The organism is Arthrobacter sp. Leaf141, assembly GCF_001424565.1.
In the GTDB taxonomy this organism is placed as follows: domain Bacteria; phylum Actinomycetota; class Actinomycetes; order Actinomycetales; family Micrococcaceae; genus Arthrobacter.
Map to the genome: position 1 here is coordinate 132,235 of NZ_LMOL01000004.1, position 18,843 is coordinate 151,077.

14 protein-coding genes are annotated in these 18,843 nt (G+C 65.6%); 6 read left to right on the forward strand and 8 right to left on the reverse strand.

Annotated features, from left to right (window positions below):
- The first annotated feature begins 32 nt into the window (after positions 1-32).
- Positions 33-1,103 (forward strand): alkene reductase, encoded by a 1,071-nt coding sequence (locus tag ASF72_RS02185; RefSeq protein ID WP_050683926.1) that lies wholly within the window; start codon positions 33-35, stop codon positions 1,101-1,103.
- A 226-nt stretch (positions 1,104-1,329) separates the two neighbouring features.
- Here the strand turns inward: ASF72_RS02185 and ASF72_RS02190 are convergent, their stop codons facing one another.
- Complete coding sequence (locus tag ASF72_RS02190) at positions 1,330-1,647, reverse strand: hypothetical protein (RefSeq protein ID WP_050683925.1); 318 nt, start codon at positions 1,645-1,647, stop codon at positions 1,330-1,332.
- Positions 1,648-1,777: 130 nt separating this feature from the next.
- Between ASF72_RS02190 and ASF72_RS02195 the strand changes: the two genes are divergently transcribed.
- A complete protein-coding gene (locus ASF72_RS02195; RefSeq protein WP_056596155.1) occupies positions 1,778-4,264 on the forward strand; it encodes a Tex family protein in 2,487 nt (828 codons plus the stop codon).
- Here ASF72_RS02195 and ASF72_RS19900 read toward each other — a convergent pair.
- The 5 genes from ASF72_RS19900 to ASF72_RS02220 all read right to left on the reverse strand — a co-directional run bounded on the left by ASF72_RS19900 (position 4,261) and on the right by ASF72_RS02220 (position 10,268).
- Complete coding sequence (locus ASF72_RS19900) at positions 4,261-5,052, reverse strand: YqjF family protein (protein ID WP_327019585.1); 792 nt, start codon at positions 5,050-5,052, stop codon at positions 4,261-4,263. The two genes, ASF72_RS02195 and ASF72_RS19900, sit on opposite strands and share 4 nt — an antisense overlap.
- Before the next feature lie 24 nt (positions 5,053-5,076).
- Entirely contained in the window at positions 5,077-5,856 is a 780-nt protein-coding gene (locus ASF72_RS02205) for an isocitrate lyase/PEP mutase family protein (protein WP_056596158.1), read from the reverse strand.
- 9 nt (positions 5,857-5,865) lie between these two features.
- Positions 5,866-7,713 carry an HNH endonuclease signature motif containing protein gene (locus ASF72_RS02210; RefSeq protein WP_327019586.1) on the reverse strand — a complete coding sequence of 616 codons (1,848 nt, stop codon included), beginning with the start codon at positions 7,711-7,713 and terminating at the stop codon, positions 5,866-5,868.
- A 773-nt stretch (positions 7,714-8,486) separates the two neighbouring features.
- A complete protein-coding gene (locus ASF72_RS02215) occupies positions 8,487-9,347 on the reverse strand; it encodes an SDR family oxidoreductase (protein WP_056596164.1) in 861 nt (286 codons plus the stop codon).
- 3 nt (positions 9,348-9,350) lie between these two features.
- Positions 9,351-10,268, reverse strand: coding sequence for an MSMEG_6728 family protein (locus ASF72_RS02220; RefSeq protein WP_056596168.1), 918 nt, complete (start codon positions 10,266-10,268; stop codon positions 9,351-9,353).
- A 154-nt stretch (positions 10,269-10,422) separates the two neighbouring features.
- On the opposite strand from ASF72_RS02220, the gene ASF72_RS02225 reads away from it, so the two are divergent.
- Positions 10,423-11,010 carry a hypothetical protein gene (locus ASF72_RS02225; protein ID WP_050683918.1) on the forward strand — a complete coding sequence of 196 codons (588 nt, stop codon included), beginning with the start codon at positions 10,423-10,425 and terminating at the stop codon, positions 11,008-11,010.
- Between the two features lie 311 nt (positions 11,011-11,321).
- Here the strand turns inward: ASF72_RS02225 and ASF72_RS02230 are convergent, their stop codons facing one another.
- Positions 11,322-12,041, reverse strand: coding sequence for a LysM peptidoglycan-binding domain-containing protein (locus ASF72_RS02230; RefSeq protein ID WP_056596170.1), 720 nt, complete (start codon positions 12,039-12,041; stop codon positions 11,322-11,324).
- Positions 12,042-12,345: 304 nt separating this feature from the next.
- On the opposite strand from ASF72_RS02230, the gene ASF72_RS02235 reads away from it, so the two are divergent.
- From ASF72_RS02235 to ASF72_RS02245, 3 genes are all read left to right on the forward strand, one after another.
- Entirely contained in the window at positions 12,346-13,383 is a 1,038-nt protein-coding gene (locus ASF72_RS02235) for an adenosine deaminase (RefSeq protein WP_050683979.1), read from the forward strand.
- Positions 13,384-13,712: 329 nt separating this feature from the next.
- Complete coding sequence (locus ASF72_RS02240; RefSeq protein ID WP_056596172.1) at positions 13,713-14,624, forward strand: pullulanase X25 domain-containing protein; 912 nt, start codon at positions 13,713-13,715, stop codon at positions 14,622-14,624.
- Between the two features lie 94 nt (positions 14,625-14,718).
- Positions 14,719-15,018 (forward strand): acylphosphatase, encoded by a 300-nt coding sequence (locus ASF72_RS02245; RefSeq protein ID WP_056596174.1) that lies wholly within the window; start codon positions 14,719-14,721, stop codon positions 15,016-15,018.
- 14 nt (positions 15,019-15,032) lie between these two features.
- Here ASF72_RS02245 and ASF72_RS02250 read toward each other — a convergent pair whose 3' ends face one another.
- A complete protein-coding gene (locus ASF72_RS02250; protein ID WP_056596177.1) occupies positions 15,033-18,659 on the reverse strand; it encodes a TM0106 family RecB-like putative nuclease in 3,627 nt (1,208 codons plus the stop codon).
- Between the last annotated feature and the right edge of the window lie 184 nt (positions 18,660-18,843).

Here is an 18,843-nt window from a genome sequence, read left to right on the forward strand (position 1 = left end):
CAGAACAACTTAGCCTTTGAAAGGATCTGCGCATGCTGTTTTCACCTCTCACCCTCGGCGAACTTGAGCTTCCGAACCGTTTGGTTATGGCACCCCTGACCCGTGTCCGCTCCGGCGAGGCAGGCATCCCGGGCCCCCTCGTCGTCGAGCACTACCGGCAACGCGCCTCCTTGGGCCTTATCGTCAGCGAAGGTACGTACCCATCGCCCGCCGGACGGGCTTACTCGGGCCAGCCTGGGATCGTTACCGATGAGCAGATTGCCGGCTGGAAGAAGGTCACGGACGCCGTACATGCCGAAGGTGGCCGCATCTTCGCGCAGATCATGCACGGCGGCCGGGTCTCGCACGAGGCCATCACAGGTGGCCACGAGATCGTGGCTCCCAGCGCTGTTGCCATCGAGGGTGACGTCCGCACCCCTCTCGGAAAGCTCCCTTACCCCGTGCCGCACGCACTGACCACTGACGAACTTCCCCTCGTCATCCAGGAATTCGTCACCGCGTCGCTGAACGCAGTCGAAGCAGGATTCGACGGCGTGGAGCTCCACTCGGCCAACGGGTACCTGCTGCACGAATTCCTTGCACCCAACACCAACGTCCGCACGGACAGCTATGGCGGCTCGCCGGAAAACCGGGCGCGTTTCGTCATCGAGACGGCCAACGCCGTGGTGGCAGCACTCGGCGCCAACCGGGTCGGCATCCGGCTCTCCCCGGAGCACAACGTCCAGGGCACGTCCGAGGTAGACGCCGCGGACATCAGGGCCACCTACGAGGTGCTGGTGGACAGCATCGCCCCGCTCAACCTCGCGTACCTCAGCGTGCTGCACCAGGATCCGGCCGGTGAGCTGGTCCAGGATCTCCGTGCCCGCTTCGGTGGCACGTTCCTCGTCAACAGCGGTTTTGGCGTGATCACGTCGAGGGAAGAGGCTGTTTCGCTCGTGGAGGATGGCCACGCTGACGCCGTTGTGGTGGGCCGACCCGCGATCGCCAACCCGGACCTGGCCCGCCGCTGGAAGGAAGGCCTTCCGCTCAACGAACCCGACCCGTCCACGTTCTACGCAGACGGAGCCGAGGGTTACACGGATTACCCGGCCTACTCGGCGTAATCACGGCACAAGCAGCACAGGCATGACGACGGCGGCACCCAAGTTGGGTGCCGCCGTCGTTAGTGCTGGCCGGTGTGCTGTCCCGTCAGCTGATGCCGATGCCATCCGACGACTTCGGCGCATGTGTTCAAGGTGGCCCGCCGGGTATCCGTAGAGTGCCGACGGTGATGAAATTTTACCCCGCAATCCAGCCTTTTTCCAGCATTTTTGGTGTTGATCGAACCTGTTACAGCACAGCCTCGCGTCCTGTTCCTTCCATCATCACCAGGCGCCCGTCGGCGATTGAGACGAGGACGCTTTTGGGCTTGCCGCTCACTTTTGTGATCGCCTTCAGCCCGCGGTTAGTCACCTCAACCCCAACCTGCGCGCCCTTGGCCGGCAGCTCAACTGACACCTCGGACGCTATGCCGAGGATGGGGTTGGTGGACACCCCGAGGTCGCGGCGCGCCTCTTTGCCGTTGACCGTCACGGTGATGTTGGCTTCCTCGAACCCCTCCTGAAACACGATAAGCAGTTCGCGCATGATGGCCTCTTCCTCGAGCATTAAGTGCCTGTGACGGCACCTCCACTACAGCACTTTGCGGGCGGGAGCGGAATACCCTTACCGGTTGCACCATGCCGCCAACGGCCCGGCTCCGGTGGAGCCTGCGGAGCGGGTAGGGCAAGATGTTCAGGTGACTCAACTGCCGCACGCCCCGTCCTCCGCACCGTCTGCCGCATCAGGGCCGGACTCTTCGATCCACGCCCAGATCGCCACGGAACTGGGTGTCAAAGCCTGGCAGGTCAAGGCCGCCGTGGACCTGCTCGACGGCGGGTCAACCGTGCCGTTCATTGCCCGCTACCGCAAGGAAGCCACCGGGACGCTTGATGATACGCAGCTCCGCGAGCTGGACGAACGGCTCCGCTACCTCCGGGAACTGGCGGACCGGCGTCGGGCAATCCTGGACGCCATCGAGGCCCAGGGTCAGCTGACCCCTGAATTGAAGTCAGCGGTCCTTGCCGCGGACACCAAATCCCGGCTCGAGGATATCTACCTTCCGTTCAAATCAAAGCGGCGCACCAAGGCCCAGATTGCGCGGGAGGCAGGGCTCGAGCCGCTGGCTGACTCGTTGTTGAAGCGCCCGGACCTGGATCCGGAGCGCGAAGCGGCACACTACCTGAGCTCCGAACACAGCATTGAGGATGCTTCGGCCGCGCTGGCCGGAGCCCGGGCCATCCTGGTGGAACGCGTGGCGCAGGACCCGGATCTCGCAGCCACCCTGCGCGAGCGGTTGTGGACTCAGGGCCGTATGGTGTCCCGCGTCCGGAAGGGCAAGGAATCGGATGGCCAAAAGTTCGCTGACTATTTCGACTTCACCCAGGCTCCGGCCGGCATGCCCTCCCACCGCGTGCTCGCGCTGCTGCGTGGCGAAAAAGACGGGGTGCTGGAACTGGACCTCACCGAGGCGGATCCCTCGGACGACGCCGGCCTCACCGCCGCCCGCACTCGCTATGAATCGGCGGTGGCCAAGTGCCTCGGGGTTGCCCAGCGCGGCCGGCCAGCCGACACCTGGCTGATGCAAACTGCCCAGATTGCCTGGAAGTCCCGCGTGCTGGCCCGGCTCACTGCGGACCTGCGCGGCCGGATGTTTGCTGCGGCGGAGGACGAAGCAGTCCGTGTTTTCGCCGCAAACCTGCGCGACGTCCTGTTGGCGGCACCTGCAGGGAACCGCGCCACCCTTGGGCTTGACCCTGGCCTGCGGACCGGCGTCAAAGTCGCGGTGGTGGACGGGACCGGCAAGGTGGTGGCTACCGACACGATCTACCCCCATGCCCCCGCCCGGAAGTGGGATGAGTCCCTTGCCGCCCTGGTCCGTTTGGCGCGGCAGCACTCCGTCGAGCTGATAGCGATCGGCAACGGGACGGCATCCCGCGAAACAGACAAGCTGGCGGCCGAGCTGATCAAGCAGCTGCCGGACGTGGACCGGACACCTCAGAAACTCGTGGTTTCCGAGGCCGGTGCCTCCGTCTACTCGGCCTCCGCGCTGGCCGCTGCCGAGTTGCCGGGTATGGATGTTTCCCTTCGCGGCGCCGTGTCCATTGCGAGGCGGCTCCAGGACCCACTGGCCGAGTTGGTCAAGATTGACCCCAAATCCATTGGCGTGGGCCAGTACCAGCACGACGTGACGGCCTCGAAACTGGACCGCAGCCTCGACGCGGTCGTGGAGGACTGCGTTAACGCGGTGGGCGTGGACGTCAACACGGCCTCGCCTGCGCTTTTGGCCAGAGTGGCCGGCGTGGGGCCTTTGCTGAGCGAAAACATTGTGGCGTTCCGTAACGAAAACGGACCCTTTGCCCGCCGTGCTGATCTGAAAAAGGTTCCACGGTTGGGTGCCAAAGCGTTCGAGCAGTGCGCAGGCTTCCTGCGGATCACGGGTGGCAAAGAGCCGCTGGATGCCTCAAGTGTCCACCCGGAGGCGTATTCGGTGGCCCGCAAAATCCTGGTGGCTGCCGGGTCGGCTCCCGCTTCTGCCCTGGATCCGCGGGACTTTGTGGACGACGCGTTTGGCCTGCCCACCGTTCAAGACATCCTCGCTGAGCTGGACAAGCCCGGCCGGGACCCGCGGCCCGCCTTCGCGGCAGCCACGTTTTCCGAAGGGATTGAGAAGATCTCCGACCTTCGTCCCGGGATGGTGCTGGAGGGAACCGTCACCAACGTTGCGGCGTTCGGTGCATTCGTGGATGTCGGTGTCCACCAGGACGGGCTGGTCCATGTCTCGGCCCTGGCCAACAGGTTTGTGTCCGACCCCCGCGAAGTGGTCAAATCCGGGCAGGTGGTCCGCGTCAAAGTCTTGGAGGCTGACCCGGAGCGGAAGCGGATCTCCCTGGCATTGAGGCTCGACGACGAACCGTCCGCCGGCGGTCAGCGGCCCGGCCGTCCTGCTGGTCCCGGCCGCCGGGCAAAGGACGGCGCGGAGGCGTCGGGGACCGGATCGGCCCGACCTGACCGAAGCGGGTCAAACAAGCGCAGCCGTGGGCAGCACAAGGATACGAGCGGTCCGGAAGGTACAGCAAGCGCTAAGCCGCTTCCCCGCCGGCAGGTACCTGCGAGGCCTTCGCAGGCTGCAGCTGCTGACACCGCCATGGCGGAAGCACTCCGCAAAGCAGGGCTGGGCAATTAGCTGCCGCTTGTTGTCTTCTGGACCGGCCCGGCGGCAGCTGCACTGAGCAAGCGTGGCCGCCCGAACTGTGTGTGGACGCCGGGTGAGTACAGCACTGATTCGGGTGGCCCGGAAACACCCAGTCCTGCTGCGGACACCAGGGAATCTGAGATCAAACCGGCTTTTGCTCGATACAAAGGCCAAGGCCTATGCGTATTGGGAACATAAAATGACTTACCCCTAAACGCACTGTGCATGCCGAACCGAGCCGTGAGATGGATGGACAGCGGATCGTCGGCCACTTCACTGCGGAGCGGCTTTACGTCGAAGGTGCTGTGGGCGGCGTCTTGGCCGAACCGGCGGACCGTGTATCCCCTGGCGCCCTGATCTGTCCCCGCACCCCGGTAACCGATACGGGACCAGACGTATGGGACTCCTGCGGCTCTGGCCGCGATCACAACGGCGAGGCGGTCGGCATCGAGGCTGCGGAAAACTACGCCCCGGACCCCGTCCGGCCCCCGGGAGTACAGGCGGACGTTGACTTCGTTGAAGCTTCCGAAATACGGGATCCCGGGACCGCTGCCCAGTCCCGCCTGCCGCATCCGGAAACCAATAAGGCCCACCCAGGCGCTGCCGTCAAAAGTGTCCGGCCGCACCCCGGCTGGCATGTGGAGGCCGGCCGCTGATTCCGGTATCCGCCAGTGCAGGAAGACCGCGTCCTCCCAACGCTGATCCATGATGGGGAAACCCGACAGCGGTGGCGGGCTTGGCCAGCCGGTCTCGTCAGCAGTGTTCACCGTCTCTGCCATACGAAGCTCCAGGCGGAGCCCACCTTAGTTCAGCGGCCGGGTGCCGGCGGGGAGTTGGCCGTTGGCCAGGAGTTCCGCTGCAGCATCGGCCAGAGCAGTCAAGGCCACCCGCTGGGTCCAGGGACCATAGGAGATCCGTGAGATACCCAGTTCCTTCAACTTTGCGGGTGCAAGGGAGCCGGGCACATTGATGACCGAGACCTTGTTCCATCCGATGCCGGATACCAAAGCATTGACTGTTGCCTCATCCAGAAGGCCGGGAACAAAAACGTTGGTGGCGCCGGCTTCAAGATACGCTTTTCCGCGCTCAATGGCGTCAGCCAGGACATCCGCAGGGTCACGGTCTTCAGCCTTCAAAAAGGCATCGGTCCGGGCGTTAAGCACAAAGTCGACGCCTTCGGCGGCACCTACTTTGACGACAGCGGACATCTGTTCCACGGCGTCGGCCAGCGGGCGCATCTGGTCCTCGATGTTTGCCCCCACGATGCCCACACCGATGGCCCGCCGTGCTGTTTCACCCGGGTTGCCATAGCCGGACTCAAGATCTGCAGAAACCGGCAGGTGGGTAGCTGCAGCGATGCGGCCAACCGCCGTGATCATTTCGTCGACAGGGATGTTTTCGCCATCCTCGTAGCCCAGCGATGCGGCGATGGAGTGGCTGGCAGTAGCCAAGGCCACCGTTCCGGGAACATCCGTAATGACCTTGGCGCTGATGGCATCCCAGACGTTGACCACTTGGAGAATTTCGGCAGACTGGTGGAGTCGGAGCAGTTCAGAGGCCTTTGCGGCGGTAGTTGCAGTCATGACTGAAGCCTAGTTGATCTGCCTGCTGCCTGGCGGGGCAACGCCTGCTGCTTGCTGGCCGGCTGACCGCACTGATTCAGGCGGGGGTGGCGGCTTAAAATAGCGGTTGTGCCGTGGGCTTCGGGTTGGGTCGATATGGCGTGGCGGTATAAAGGTCGGGATGCCGTGAGCGACGGTTATGGTCCACAGCTCCTTGTGGATGATGTGGTGATGATGTGAGCAGAGCAGGACACCATTGTCCGCCGCAGTGGTTCCGCCTTGGGACCAGTACGTGATGTGGTGGGCTTCGCACCAAGGCGCCGGAATGGTGCAGTCAGGAAAGGCGCAACCCCGGTCGCGGGCGATGAGGGCGAGCCGCTGGGCCTGCGTGAACAGACGTGATTTCCGACCGACGTCGAGAATCTCGCCTCGGCTGCCGAGAACTACGGGGATGATGTCCGCATCGCAGGCAATCTTCCGCAAGGTGGCAGCAGCGACCGGTCCAGTGAACACAAACGCCCCAGCCCCTGTCCCGTTCGTGGAACCAACTCCGGAAGGGCTTCGCAGGGTATTCGCGTTGCTGGCCGTCGCGTCTGGGGTGGCCGTTGCCGTAGTGGCGCCCTTATTGGTGGTGCGACTATTGGTGGTGCGACGGACGCCAAAGGTTTTTCCGAAGTTTGATCCGCTGAACTGCCGGCTGGAATCGTCGCCGTCAGACCGTACCGGAAAGAGATCCTTATGGTCGATGGTCGCTATTATCTGGGGCCGGTTGCCGCCCGTTACAGGCAGGAGCGCGGTGGTCAGCCCGGCTTTGAGGCCACAGACGAGGCCATCCAGTTGTTGCTGCGGGCGCGTGCGCCGCTCAAGATTTGCTTCAGCCTCCCGCCACACGTTGGCGCTGGCACTGTTGGGAGACACGGCTTCGCTGGCGCAACCTCTGTCTGAGCTGGGGTTGTCCGGGCTGCTGTCTGTGCCGGGCGTGCTGCTTCGCGGGTTGGTGGCTGCGTTCATGACGGTGAGGAAGTGTTCGAACTGGTCCGTGGTGGCGAAGATTTCGAGGTGGTGCAGACCGTTCCGTTGTTTGCGGATGAATGCGCCCTGGGTGTGGCGCAGGGCTTCTTCTGTGGGCTCACTGCCGTCAGCGTCGATGGTTTCGGCCCACTTTTGGGCAACCCGGACCAGGACGTCCGGGTCTGATTTGCTGGCTATGCCCGTGAGATGCTGCTCCACTTGTCCGAGGATTTCAGCATTGGCGCTGTGCTGAAGCCGGTCCAAGGTGGAGGCGATGATGGTGGCGGCATACGAGGAAATTTTGGACGCCGCCGACTCCGAGGCAGCGGTGTCCGCGGGAACATTGAGGTCCTCGGGGTCGACAGTCTCTGCCGGGATTGACGTGTTCCCGGGACAGCCGGTACCTGCCTTGGTAAAAGCCGCTGCAAGGTGCTCGAGCGGTGCCGGAAGCTGTTCTCCGGTAAGCGTTGTGGCGGGGAGGATCTGATGCGCGAGGTTGAGCCGGCGCCGGGCTTCCCTGACGGAGATCCGGAGCCGCACGCGAAGGAACTCCGCGGTGTTTCTGGTGCCGTCGTCATTCGGGGACGGTACAACCGCCCGCGGCCAGCCCGCGTCTGTTTCGTTGAGCGTTTCAACACCTTTGGCGTCCCAGCCCGTCACCCACCCTGCTTTGCCTGAGGCGCCAAGGCTGTCGCGGGCTGCTGCAACGGCCGCGGTGCGTGTCCGATCCACCGCATCGGCGGCGAGTAGTTGGAGATACTCAACGGTCCGCGAGAGGCTTTCGATGCTTCCGGCCACATCGGCTGCAGTTGCAAAGCCCACAGTAGCGAGTGCTTCGGGAGCCGCGCCCGCTGCTGCGGCGAGCACTTGGCCAAGCCGCGCCAATTCGTTGGCAAAACCAGTAGCGTCACTTTGTCGAGCCCAGCGCTCAGCCTCACTGTTAGGCACAGACCCGGACGCGGGATCACGCCAGAGTTGAGCCGCACGTGCCCGTGCCGTGGGCGCCGGCGCAGCCCAGGCCTCTTCCTCAGCCGGGGCCACGGGCGGGGGACCAGACCACGATCCAGCCGCACGTGCCCGTGCCGTGGGCGCCGGCGCAGCCCAGGCCTCTTCCTCAGCCGGGGCCGCGGGCGGGGGACCAGACCACGATCCAGCCATACGTTCGCGTGCCGAGGGTGCAGGCCAAGCCTCTTCCTTAGCCGGGGCCGCGGGCGGGGGCGAGGGACGAACCTCGGACCAGGCAGCCGGCGCAGTCTCAGCTTCAGTCCCGGGCCAGGGTGCAGGCCCAGACCCAGCCGTAGCCCCTGACCCGAAAGCCCGGCCAGGAGGCGTCATCTCTGAGTAGGAGAGCGGGGGAAAGCCGCCCCGCGCAGGCTCCAGGGACCTGGCCGGGAACGGGCGGGGCGTGACGGGACTTGCGAGGGGAGTGCCGGCGTTGTGCGGGCCGTGACGGAAGTCTTCAGCCCGGGGAGCAAGCGGGAACAGCTGGGCGGTGCCGCCAATCTCGCCTGGCCATTCTCCTTGGGCTTCCATACATCAATTTTCCCAAGCGCGGGTTAAAGTTTCTCCCCAAAGTTTTCGTATGTGGATAACTTTGACCTCGAAATAGGCGAAGAAACCAAAACAACCAGGCAGCTCGGCTACGGGTGCCGGACGCCGCTCCCCGTAAGGACCTCGCGGTAGCCTTCGCGGAACGAGGGGAACGCAAACTCCATGCCGCTGCCCCGCAGCAGATGGTTGCTGCAGCGCTTGTTTCCGCCGCGGGCCGGCCCCGCGTCGCCCACTGCAGGCTCGGGCAGGCCGATGTGAGTTGCCAGGAAGCTGAGGACACTCCCCAACTCTGCAGGGTCGTCATCCACGCCCACGTAAACAGGACCAGGCTCAGCGGCCATGGTGGCCAAATGGACCACTGCAGCCGCCGCATCGTCACGGTGGATCCGGTTGGTATAGCGGACCTCTTGGGGAATCACTGCCGCGCCGCTTCGGACCTGGTCGATCAACCGCGTTCGACCCGGGCCGTAAATACCGCCCAGCCGCAGTGATACAGGAGCCGTGCCCGTCCCCGCTAGCCGCGTCCTGAGCAGTTCCTCGGCTTCGACGAGGATCCGGCCGGAGAACCCACCGGGCGCCGTTGGCGTGGATTCGTCCACCCAACCACCACCCGCGTCACCGTAGACGGCAGTGGAGGATACAAAAAGCACCCGGGCCGGCCGGACGCCGTCGCGCTCCAGCGCGTCAAGCACGTTCGCCACACCGCCCAGATAGGCGGCGCGGTATGCGTCCTCTGTTGGCGAGTCGGCAGCGACGGCAATTACGACGACGGTGGTATCCGTCGGCACTGAGGGCAGGCCCGGAGCCGATAGGTCAGCCGCAACACCTTCGATGGCGGCTGGAAGTTTGCCGGGTGTCCGGCGCCAGCCCACCACGCGGTGGCCGAGCGCGGCGAACCGCAGGCCCGCCTCGGTTCCGAGATCGCCGCACCCGGCCAAAAGGATGGTCACCGGTTACGGAGCCTCCACCGGGAACAGGACGCGCGGGTCCTGCAGGAGCGCCGGGTTGGCGAAGGCTGACCGGTCGATGATTTCGTTGACGGTGAAGTTCCGGCCAAACCTGCCATCCGCCAGAGTGATGGGGCGGCCCACTACTTCACCCACAGCAAACTTGGCGCCGTCCTCGAACGGGACGGCCACCGGAGTCCTGCCGGGGAATGTGTTGAACGCAGCTTCCTGCTCAGCCCGCTTGCGGGTGGGCTTCTTCACCTTCTGCTTTGGTGGTGCCTTCCGCGGCTGGCGTGACGGGCGGCGCGAGCCGTCCTCCACATAGACGGGGGAGTAGTCGTCCCCACCTGCTGCTGCGGCGGCTGCCGCAGCAGCAGCCCGGGGCAGCGGAAGAGCGACGGTGTCGAGCGTCTGCGGATCGATGTTCTCGTGCGGGTCCCGAAGGATCCAAAGAATATCGCCCTCCGGTTCCTGCGGCAGGAATTCGTGCTTGGGCAGCGGCCAGATGTAATCCATGTCCGGGACCGCATCCGTGAAAACGGAGGAGTAAAACTTGGGTTCCTTGCGCGCCAGCTTGGAGCGGTGGCTCAGGTGGAAATCGGCGTCGCCCAGCCACCAGGGCATGGCGATCTTCTCCACATAATCAGGGTGTGCGGCCTGGGGTGCGAACTCTGTGATGTTTGCCCGGGTGTTGTCAGGGTGGCCACGTTTGGCCCACTCATCCACCATGGCCAGGCCGTAAAGTGTCAGGGCCGGAACGTGGCCCATCCACATCCGGACGGCCGGATGGGTCTGCCAGCCGTATCCGGGAATGACCAGGGCGCGGAGCGTCTGAAGCGCCTCGACACGCTGCTTGCCCAGCCGGGCGGTGTCCAGTGCTGCGGCGCTTTGCCGGAAATCGGGGTACGGAAGGAAGGTTTGCATCCATTCAGTCTGACGGCAGCGGCCGGATGTGCCAATTGCAGTGCCGAAGACCACACCTCCACAGACAAGGCGTTCACAATGTGGACCCATGCATACCGGAGGTGCCGCCGCACACTAAGATACCCGCAACACCCCGGCGTCCTGGAAGCTAATCATGACAATAACACCTGTAACTCCTGCCCCAAGCACCGCCCAAATGCTGCCGCGCTACGGGCAGATGCTTCCCCCGGAGGCCAATGGCATCCTGGTCCTGGACGAGTTCATCATCGATCCTTCGGCCGCCCGTACGGAGCAGAATGGGTTCCTGGCGGGCATGGCGGCCGTTGCACGGACGGTGCGCCGGATCGCCGCGCTGCGCGTCATCATCGCCGTGGTGGCCATCGCCAACCTGCCCCTGTTCCTGCTGTCCAGCGGCTGGTGGATCTACGGCGTGTCCCTCACCCTGGTGGTCGCAGTCCACGCAGCGGTCAGCCTCATCAACAAGCATGAGCCGCGGCTGGAGCAGGAGGCGGCGCTGGCCATGCACCTGCACCGGGAACGCAGCGCCAACTACCGCAAGGTCCGCGACGCTGTGAAGTACATGATCGACACGCCCAGCAGGATGAATGAGCACCTCTACCTGGAGCTGCTGGCCGCCAAGCGGGTGGCGCTGAACCTGGCGCACGGCACCGTGGCACTGCTGGACACGAGCGACGACGCTGCCTGGAAAGTGCGCATTGTCAGGGAGTTGCCTGCCGCCTGAGCCCGCTGCCGCAACTGGCATCCCCCGCGTCGGCCCGGGACGTCCACCCGGGTAGGACGCCGTGAGTATGGGTAGACAGCATTAAAGAACGACGCCGGCACGCCCCTTGCGGGGTTGTGCCGGCGTCGTTTGCGGTCAACGGAATTTGTCTATCGCCGACCTGTTTGGGGAGCCTTTACAGGCTGGATGTTGTGCCAGGGCCGGGGCGCCACGTCAGGGCCGCCAAGTCAGCAGCTTCAAAGAGGTCGGCACCTCAGAGAGGACTGGCTGCGCCACCGGGGTCTGAACGGGCTTCACCAGAGGCGTTGCTGTCAGGCAGGGAGTTGCAGGACCTGGCCTGCGAACACCAGGTTCGGGTCGGACACCGTGTCGAGGTTGGCGTCTGCGAGGTGCTGCCAGCCCCCTTCGATGCCGAGCTTGCCGGCCACGATGCTCAGGGTGTCGCCGGCTTCAAGGGTGTAGGTCTCGCCGCTCAAGGCAACCGGCGTGGCGTGGCGCGCCGGCGCCTCGGCAACAGGAGCCTGTGCGGGAGCCGCCTGGGCCGGGATGCTCTGCGGCTGAACGGGGGCAGCCTGAACAGGTGCTGCCTGTGCCGGAGCCGCCTGAACGGGAGCTGCCTGTACAGGGGCAGCCTGAACGGCAGCGGCCTGTGCAGGGGCTGCCTGTACCGGTGCGGCCGGCGCTCCGCCGCTCAGGCCTAGTTGGGATGAGCAGGACGGCCATGCGCCCCAACCCTGTGCAGCCTGGACCTTCTCGGCGACGGCAATTTGCTGCTCGCGGCTGGCGTCGGCAGCACTGCCCGTGCCGCCGTACGCGGCCCAGGTGCCGGCGCTGAACTGCAGCCCGCCGGTGTAGCCATTGCCGGTATTGGTGGCCCAGTTGCCGCCGCTCTCACACTGCGCCAGGGAGTCCCACGTGGAGGCAGGTTCGCTGGCGTTTGCGGCTGTGGTGGAAAGGGCCAGGCCCGCTGCGGAGATGGCGGCGACAGTGAGTCCACGGCGCGCGGCAGTACGGAATGCTGTGTTGTTCATGGTGGTAATGCTCCTGAAGGCCCACCAGCGCTGGCTCCGTCCCCGGAGGTTGTCGCGCCACTGCCCGCCTCTTGACGAATAGAGGTCAATTATCGGTTGCTGCCGCTGGGCAGTTCTGGTGTAGGCAGCACCGGGCACTCATTCGCCCGCCGTGCGGGCATGCATTTCACGCTAAGACATCACCTGGGCGTTATCAAATCGAGACCGATCCTGAGTGTTTGCTGGTGGTCCTCCTCCCGGACGGGCGCGAACGGCGCGGGTGCAATATCCTGACCGGATGGAAAACTTTGCGGCTGGTACCGCCATGCCCGGAACCGAAGAAACCGAATCCGACGTCCTGGTCCCGGCCCGCCTCCTCCCCGTCGCGGAACTGCACCTGCACATTGAGGGCACCCTCCAACCTGAACTGATCTTTGCCCTGGCTGAACGCAATGGCCTCGAGTTGCCCTATTCGGGCCTGGACGAGCTCCGCGAACGCTACGAATTCACGGACCTGCAGTCCTTCCTTGACCTGTACTACGCGAACATGGCCGTGCTGCGGACCGAACAGGACTTTGCGGACATGACCCGCGCTTACCTGGAGCGTGCTGCGGCCGCCGGTGTGCGGCATGCCGAGATCATGATGGATCCGCAGGCGCACCTCTCGCGCGGCGTCGCGCTCGAAACCTGTGTCAACGGTGTCGCGTCTGTCCTCGCCACCTCGGAGCAGGACTTCGGTGTCTCCACCCTGCTGATTGCCGCCTTCCTGCGTGACCTGTCCGAGGAATCCGCCCTGGAGGTCCTGGACAACCTGCTGGCGATGGGTGCGCCGATTGCCGCCATCGGCCTGGACTCCGCCGAAGTGGGAAACCCGCCAGCCAAGTTCGAGCGGCTCTACGCGAAGGCGCGCGAAGCGGGCCTTCGGCTGACGGCCCACGCAGGCGAGGAGGGCCCGGCGTCGTATATCATCGAGGCGCTGGACGTGCTGGGAGTGGAGCGCATTGACCATGGCATCCGCTGCATGGATGATCCGGACCTGGTGGAGCGCCTGGTGGATGGCCGCATCCCGTTGACGGTGTGCCCGCTGTCCAACGTCCGGCTCCGCGCCGTGGATACGCTGGCTGACCATCCGTTGCCGGCCATGCTGGCCGCAGGCCTGAACGTCTCGGTGAACTCGGACGATCCCGCGTACTTCGGTGGCTACGTGGACGACAACTTTGCCCAGCTTGAAGCCGTCTTCGCACTATCCGAATTCGACAAGGCCCGGCTGGCAGCGAACTCCATCCATTCCTCGTTCGCTTCTGAGGAGCGGAAAGCGGAACTTCTGGAAGAGCTCAATGGGGGAGAAGTCCCGCACCCGTAGTCCAGGGTTTTCCGGCGTCACCGCAGCCGCCGAATGGGATGGAAGTAGCGCCGTGTGACAGGTGGGACACGGCGCTTCGGGGCTGGCCTTGAGCGTGCCTGCATCCCGCTAAACTTGGTGCCACAGGTGTGTCCTGGGACTGCGGGGCGGCATCCGTTCCGGCACTCCGGGGTCCTGCAGCCGGCCCCATACCGAGACCTCCGCCTCACTTGACGCTATTTGGGCTTAACAGTCGGTCACGACACGCAGAATTAACCAATTTAAGTCGCGAGATGTAACGGGCTGTTGGCAAAATGCCAGAGACCGATCGCTTTTATACAAGGGGAACCATGGCCACGTCCACTGCAGAAAACACCTTCCTTCGACTCAAGACCGTGTTGGACGTCCTCACCGAAGGTGTGTGGTCCGGTGATGTGCTGAACGCGGGCCAGGTCCTCGCTGAAGCGACGGCACGCGTACCGTTCAACGATCACGAAGGTGAGCTTCTCAGCGGCGGCATTCCCCGCGGGCACAAGACGCTCACGTCTGCCACGGCCAAGCTGGTCAAGGCCGGCTGGCTGGTCAAGGGCCGCTCCGGCTGGACCATCACCGATGACGGCATGCGCGCCACCGTTGCGTACCCGGACGCCCTGACTTTCGCCTCGGCGCTCGACGCCGGCGCTCCCGTTCCGGCCGGAACGCCGGTTCCCGCCGCGCCGGCAGGATTCGTCCGCCGGACCACCGCAGTAGAAGCAGTTGCCGAGCCCGCTAAAAAACCCACCAAGCGCACCCCGGCCAAAAAAGCGGCTGAGGTCGTTGAGAAGGCTGCAAAGGTCATCGAGGACGCTGTCGAGCCCGTGGTCAAGGCTGTCCGCACGCGCAAGTCACCTGCCAAGGCGAAGGCCGAAGCGGTGGCGCCTGCCGCCGTCGAGCCCTTTGAAGGCCCGGACGTCGAAACCCACCCCCAGCCTGAAGCCGTGGCCGTTGCCGGCGACTTCAACACCATCCTGGGCGCCCCCGAAAACTGGGCCCCGCAGTATGACGAAGCGCAGATGGAATTCGACTTCCTGGACCAGCTCTGGAAAAAGAGTGTCGAACTGCCGGCCGGGTTCTACACCTTCAAGATCGCCCTGAACCGGTCCTGGGAAGAGAACTACGGCGCGTATGGTGCTTTCGATGGCCCCAACCACGAGCTGCACCACAACGGCGGAACTGTCAGCTTCCGGTACAACCACAGCACCCGCGACATCACCATCAACTGACCCTTTCGCCGCCCAGGCAGCAGCGGTTCCGCCGCAACGCGGCACCAGCGCTGCCTGGCTGAGGCGCGGGCAGCGACCTGAAAGAAGGACCGCCATGGCCGGCAACGCAGGCCCCGGCCCGGGGAACATCCGGCTGGACGCCCGGGTGTTTGGCGTGGTCCAGGGTGTGGGCTTCCGCTACCGGACCATGGGCCAGGCCGAGGAGTTGGGGCTCACCGGCGAAGCGCGGAATCTCGACGACGGTTCCGTTGCCGTGGTGGCCGAAGGGCCGGAGGCCCAGGTGCGGAAGCTTTTGGCCTGGCTCACATCCGGTCGCGCCCCCGGGAAGGTGGAGCGGGTGGACGATGCCATCACGGCGGCTTCGGGAACATTCAGCCGGTTCCGGGCTTACTGAGCGGGCCGGTACAGCTAGGCGCCCTCCCGCGGGCTGAGGCCGATGAACGCGCCCAGCTCCTCCAGGGCAGCCGGCCGGTGCGGCATGTAGCTGGTGAGTTCCGGTGACCGGACCACAACTGCCCGCCACTGGCCGCGCGAGACTGCCACATTGATGCGGTTCCGGTTCAGCAGGAACTCGGCACCGCGCGGCGCCTCCGCCACGGCCGAACACGCCATGCTCACCAGCACCACAGGCGCCTCCTGGCCCTGGAACTTGTCCACGGTACCCACCCGGACAGCCGGCAGCCCTGCATCCTCAAGATGCTTCCGGACCAGATGGACCTGGGCGTTGTAGGCAGCCACCACCAGCAGGTCCTCCTGCACCAGCGGCCTGGGGCCGGCGTCCGCGGCAGGGGTCCACTTGAGCCCGAGGTGCCGATGCGCCTGGCGGACAATTTCGGCTGCTTCCTCCGTCGAACTGGTGGTGTTGCCGCTGTGGTCCACAAAAACTGTTTCCACTCCCGGCGGCAGCCCCGCAAGGTCCCGGCCCAGTGCAGCAGGGGCCGAGTGCAGTTTCCCGTCATAGCTCAGGCGTGAGACTGCCCGGCACAGCTCCGGGTGCATCCGCCAGCTGTCGGCAAGGAAGTAGCCCAGGTTGGCCGGCAGCGTTGCATGCCCGGCGGCGAGCCAGCCCAGGGCTGACTCGTCCACCGGCTCGGGGTGGGCTCCTTGGGTCACCTGCGGCAACTGCTGCGGGTCACCCAGGAGGAGCAGCCGGGTGGCTGCAATGGACACGGCCAATGTGTTGGCAAGTGAGAACTGCCCGGCTTCGTCGATAACCAGCAGGTCCAGGGAACCCGCCGGCACTTCCTTGCCGGTCATGGTCCACGCGGTGCCGCCCACCAGGCAGCCGCCGGGAGCGGCAAGAAGTTGGGAGACGTCGCCGTCGCCCGTCAGGGTCCAGGGGACAGGGTGCGGGGCTGCGAGCTTCTTGGCCACCACGGCAGCGTCCACGCCGCCGGTGTCGATGGCCCGGCACAGCAGGTTTTCCACCACGTTGTGGGATTGTCCCACAACGCCGATCTTCCAGCCGGCCGCCACCAGTCGGCCGATGACATGAGCCCCCACGAAGGTTTTGCCGGTACCCGGCGGGCCCTGGACGGCGAGGTAGGAGCGGTCCAGATCCAGCAGCGACTCCACCATGGCTGTGGCGTAGTCGGCGGCACCGTCGGGGCCGTTGCGGACCTCCACTGGCCCCGGGAGGCTGACGAACCGTGGCGGCAGCTTGCGCAGGATGTCCAGCCCAGGTTGGGCGGGGATCGCCGGTACCGCTGCCCCCACGCTCCGGGCGATGGTGGCGATGGCGGCCTCGATGCTGACGGTGGCCAAGGGCTGGTCCTCGGTGAGTGCCACCGGAAAGTGCGGATAGGCAGGCACCTTGGCCGTTTCGCGCTCGGCGATGGTGATCACCGTGTGGGCCGGATTGTCCGGCGCCGGTTCCAGTTCGAGGATCCTGGTCCCGAAGGTGAAGGCCTTGGCCAGCGGGGCCGAGTCGGGTGCGGCCATGCCGTCCGGGGCAGGATCGTTGTACAGCCGGCACCAGGCCGAGCCTGCCCGGAAATCCGAACCTTCGGTCATGGTGCCCCGCAGCTTCAGGACCCGGGTGCGCATCCGTTCCCGGGGTTTGGCCAGCGCCCAGCCCGACAATATTTCGGCAGAGGCCACTACAAACACGTTCCGTTGGTCGGACCACGCATCCACCGGTGCTTCCACCCGGTCGAAGTGCTGCCACCAGAACTGCTTGCGTTCCCGCCGGTGGTAGCCGGTGGCGGCGGCCACCATGGCGATGGCCCGTTCGTCGTCCGTCCACGGCCGGTTGTCCGGCAGGTCCGCGAGGTAGGCGCGCAGCCTGGCTTCCTCCGCGCTCTCTTCCGGCCCATCCGTGGCTGCCGGCCGTTCGGATACCGCGCGCGAGGCCGCAGCGTGCCCGGTGGCTGCCCCGGAAAGCGTGCCGCCGTCGGCAGTCGCCCCCACAGCCAGGAGCCAGTCGCGCAGCCGAAGGGTGGAGAGGCAGTCGTACTGGTTGTAGTCCGAGATGGACGCCAACACCGTGGCGGCTTCGTCCGGGTGGCCGGCATCCCGTTCGGCGCAGTAGGCGGCGTAGGCCACCACCGATGCGCCGGCGTCCTTCACGTCCCCGGAGCGGAGATTGTCGCCCATGTACAGCGGCTCGAGCTTTTTGATGGAGTAGGACGGCTCGGAAATCCGCAGCGAATGCCGGACGGTTGCGTAGAGATCCACCAGGAGCCCATCGCGAAGCCAGCCGTCCACGGTGTCTTCGCCGGCCTGGTGGGCCAGGGACAAGTGCCGGAGTGCAGTTTTTTCGTACGCCGCGTAGTGGTAGACGTGCATGTCCGGGTAGCGGGACCGGCGCTCTTCCACGTATGCCAGGAACTCAAGGAAGGCCTTCCGTTCCCCGGACCGCGAGTGCGCCCAGAACGGGCGGAACACCGGATCAGCGCCTGCAGGGGGAGCTTCGATCACGCCAAAGAGATACTCGATGCCCCAGGCGCCGGTGGCGGGGTCCTGCCAGAGGGGGTCGCCCTCGAAGTCGAAGAAAATGTCCCCGGGGCTGGGAGGTGGAAGGGTCCCGATGGTGTGCTCCGGCAGCACGGAATAGGACACCGTGTGCGCGTCGCCGTCCTTGGTGTACGTCCTGGAACCCGCCGGGGCGTCCAGTCCCAGCTGCATCCTGGCCTGTGCACGCAGCCGTGCCACGGAACCGGATGCAGCGGCCACGGGCATCGCAGCGAGCTGGTCGACGGTGGCGATGCCTTCCGCATTCAGCTTCCTGCGCCTGACCACGCTCATGCCCGCCACCATCAGCAGGTCCCGGTGCGCCTGGACCTGCTCCGCGCAGTAGTCGCACCGCCCGCAATGGACGACGCCGGGCTGCCGCCAGCGGACGGGGTCGGCACCAGACCGGTGCCGGGCAGTCAGTTCGCGGAAGCGCCGCCGTCGTTCACGGAAAACGGGCAGGAGGTCCGGCAGCGAGTGGCTGCTGCGAAGCCAGTCCGAACCCACCCGGGTGCCCAGCACCAGGGTGACAACGGGGGAAGGGTCAAGTCCCATGCCCAGCAGCTGGTCCCCGTAGGCAGCCAGCTGCAGGAGGGCCCCCACCTTGGCATGCCGGGCCAGCTTGGTGTCCCAGACTTCGTACCGTCCGGTTTTTCCCGTTCCTGCGGCCTCGTTGACCAGGAAATCCGCGTAGCCCAGGAACTCGCCGTCGAAAAAGGTTGCCTGGAACACCACGTCCGCCCCGGACCTGAGGGCAAGTTCGGTCTCGGCATGCCGGGCCTGGAGTTCGCCGCGAAGGTTCGGGCCCCGCTCCAGGGAGTAGACGCCGGTTGCACGGTTGGGGTCCCAGGTCCCGTACCTTGCGGTCAGGCTATCCAACACTGTCTGCTCGTGGCGGTCGCCCAGCGCGCCTGCCCTGGCCTGCATCTCGTCGGCGGGGAACACAGCTTTTTCGGCGCGGCCCAGTTTCTCGTCGAGAACGCGCAGCGTGCGGTACTCACATTCGCTGGCAGCCACCAGGTCCGTGGCGGAATACACCAGGTCCGGCGCCGATCCGGCGTTATCAGGCTCAAGCAGAAACATGGGGCCTCCCCAGGAGTTGCAGGGCCGGGGGACTGTTCCTCCGGCCCTGCAATAAACCTAGCAACGGGGGCCGACAAAACGGCGGGTTAAGCCAGCCGGGCCACGTTGCGGCGCTCGGCCAGGTGCCCCCACCCAACTGACTCGCAGTTGTTGTCGTTTTGAGCCCCCAAAACGACAACAACTG

What these genes read in the sequence shown, in the direction of transcription:
- ASF72_RS19900 (WP_327019585.1), bottom strand. Translation starts at nt 5,052, where the DNA reads ATGGCAGAGACGGTGAACACTGCTGACGAGACCGGCTGGCCAAGCCCG.
- ASF72_RS02220 (WP_056596168.1), bottom strand. Translation starts at nt 10,268, where the DNA reads ATGCAAACCTTCCTTCCGTACCCCGATTTCCGGCAAAGCGCCGCAGCA.
- ASF72_RS02235 (WP_050683979.1), top strand. Translation starts at nt 12,346, where the DNA reads ATGCCCGGAACCGAAGAAACCGAATCCGACGTCCTGGTCCCGGCCCGC.
- ASF72_RS02205 (WP_056596158.1), bottom strand. Translation starts at nt 5,856, where the DNA reads ATGACTGCAACTACCGCCGCAAAGGCCTCTGAACTGCTCCGACTCCAC.
- ASF72_RS02225 (WP_050683918.1), top strand. Translation starts at nt 10,423, where the DNA reads ATGACAATAACACCTGTAACTCCTGCCCCAAGCACCGCCCAAATGCTG.
- ASF72_RS02250 (WP_056596177.1), bottom strand. Translation starts at nt 18,659, where the DNA reads ATGTTTCTGCTTGAGCCTGATAACGCCGGATCGGCGCCGGACCTGGTG.
- ASF72_RS02240 (WP_056596172.1), top strand. Translation starts at nt 13,713, where the DNA reads ATGGCCACGTCCACTGCAGAAAACACCTTCCTTCGACTCAAGACCGTG.
- ASF72_RS02190 (WP_050683925.1), bottom strand. Translation starts at nt 1,647, where the DNA reads ATGCTCGAGGAAGAGGCCATCATGCGCGAACTGCTTATCGTGTTTCAG.
- ASF72_RS02245 (WP_056596174.1), top strand. Translation starts at nt 14,719, where the DNA reads ATGGCCGGCAACGCAGGCCCCGGCCCGGGGAACATCCGGCTGGACGCC.
- ASF72_RS02230 (WP_056596170.1), bottom strand. Translation starts at nt 12,041, where the DNA reads ATGAACAACACAGCATTCCGTACTGCCGCGCGCCGTGGACTCACTGTC.
- ASF72_RS02185 (WP_050683926.1), top strand. Translation starts at nt 33, where the DNA reads ATGCTGTTTTCACCTCTCACCCTCGGCGAACTTGAGCTTCCGAACCGT.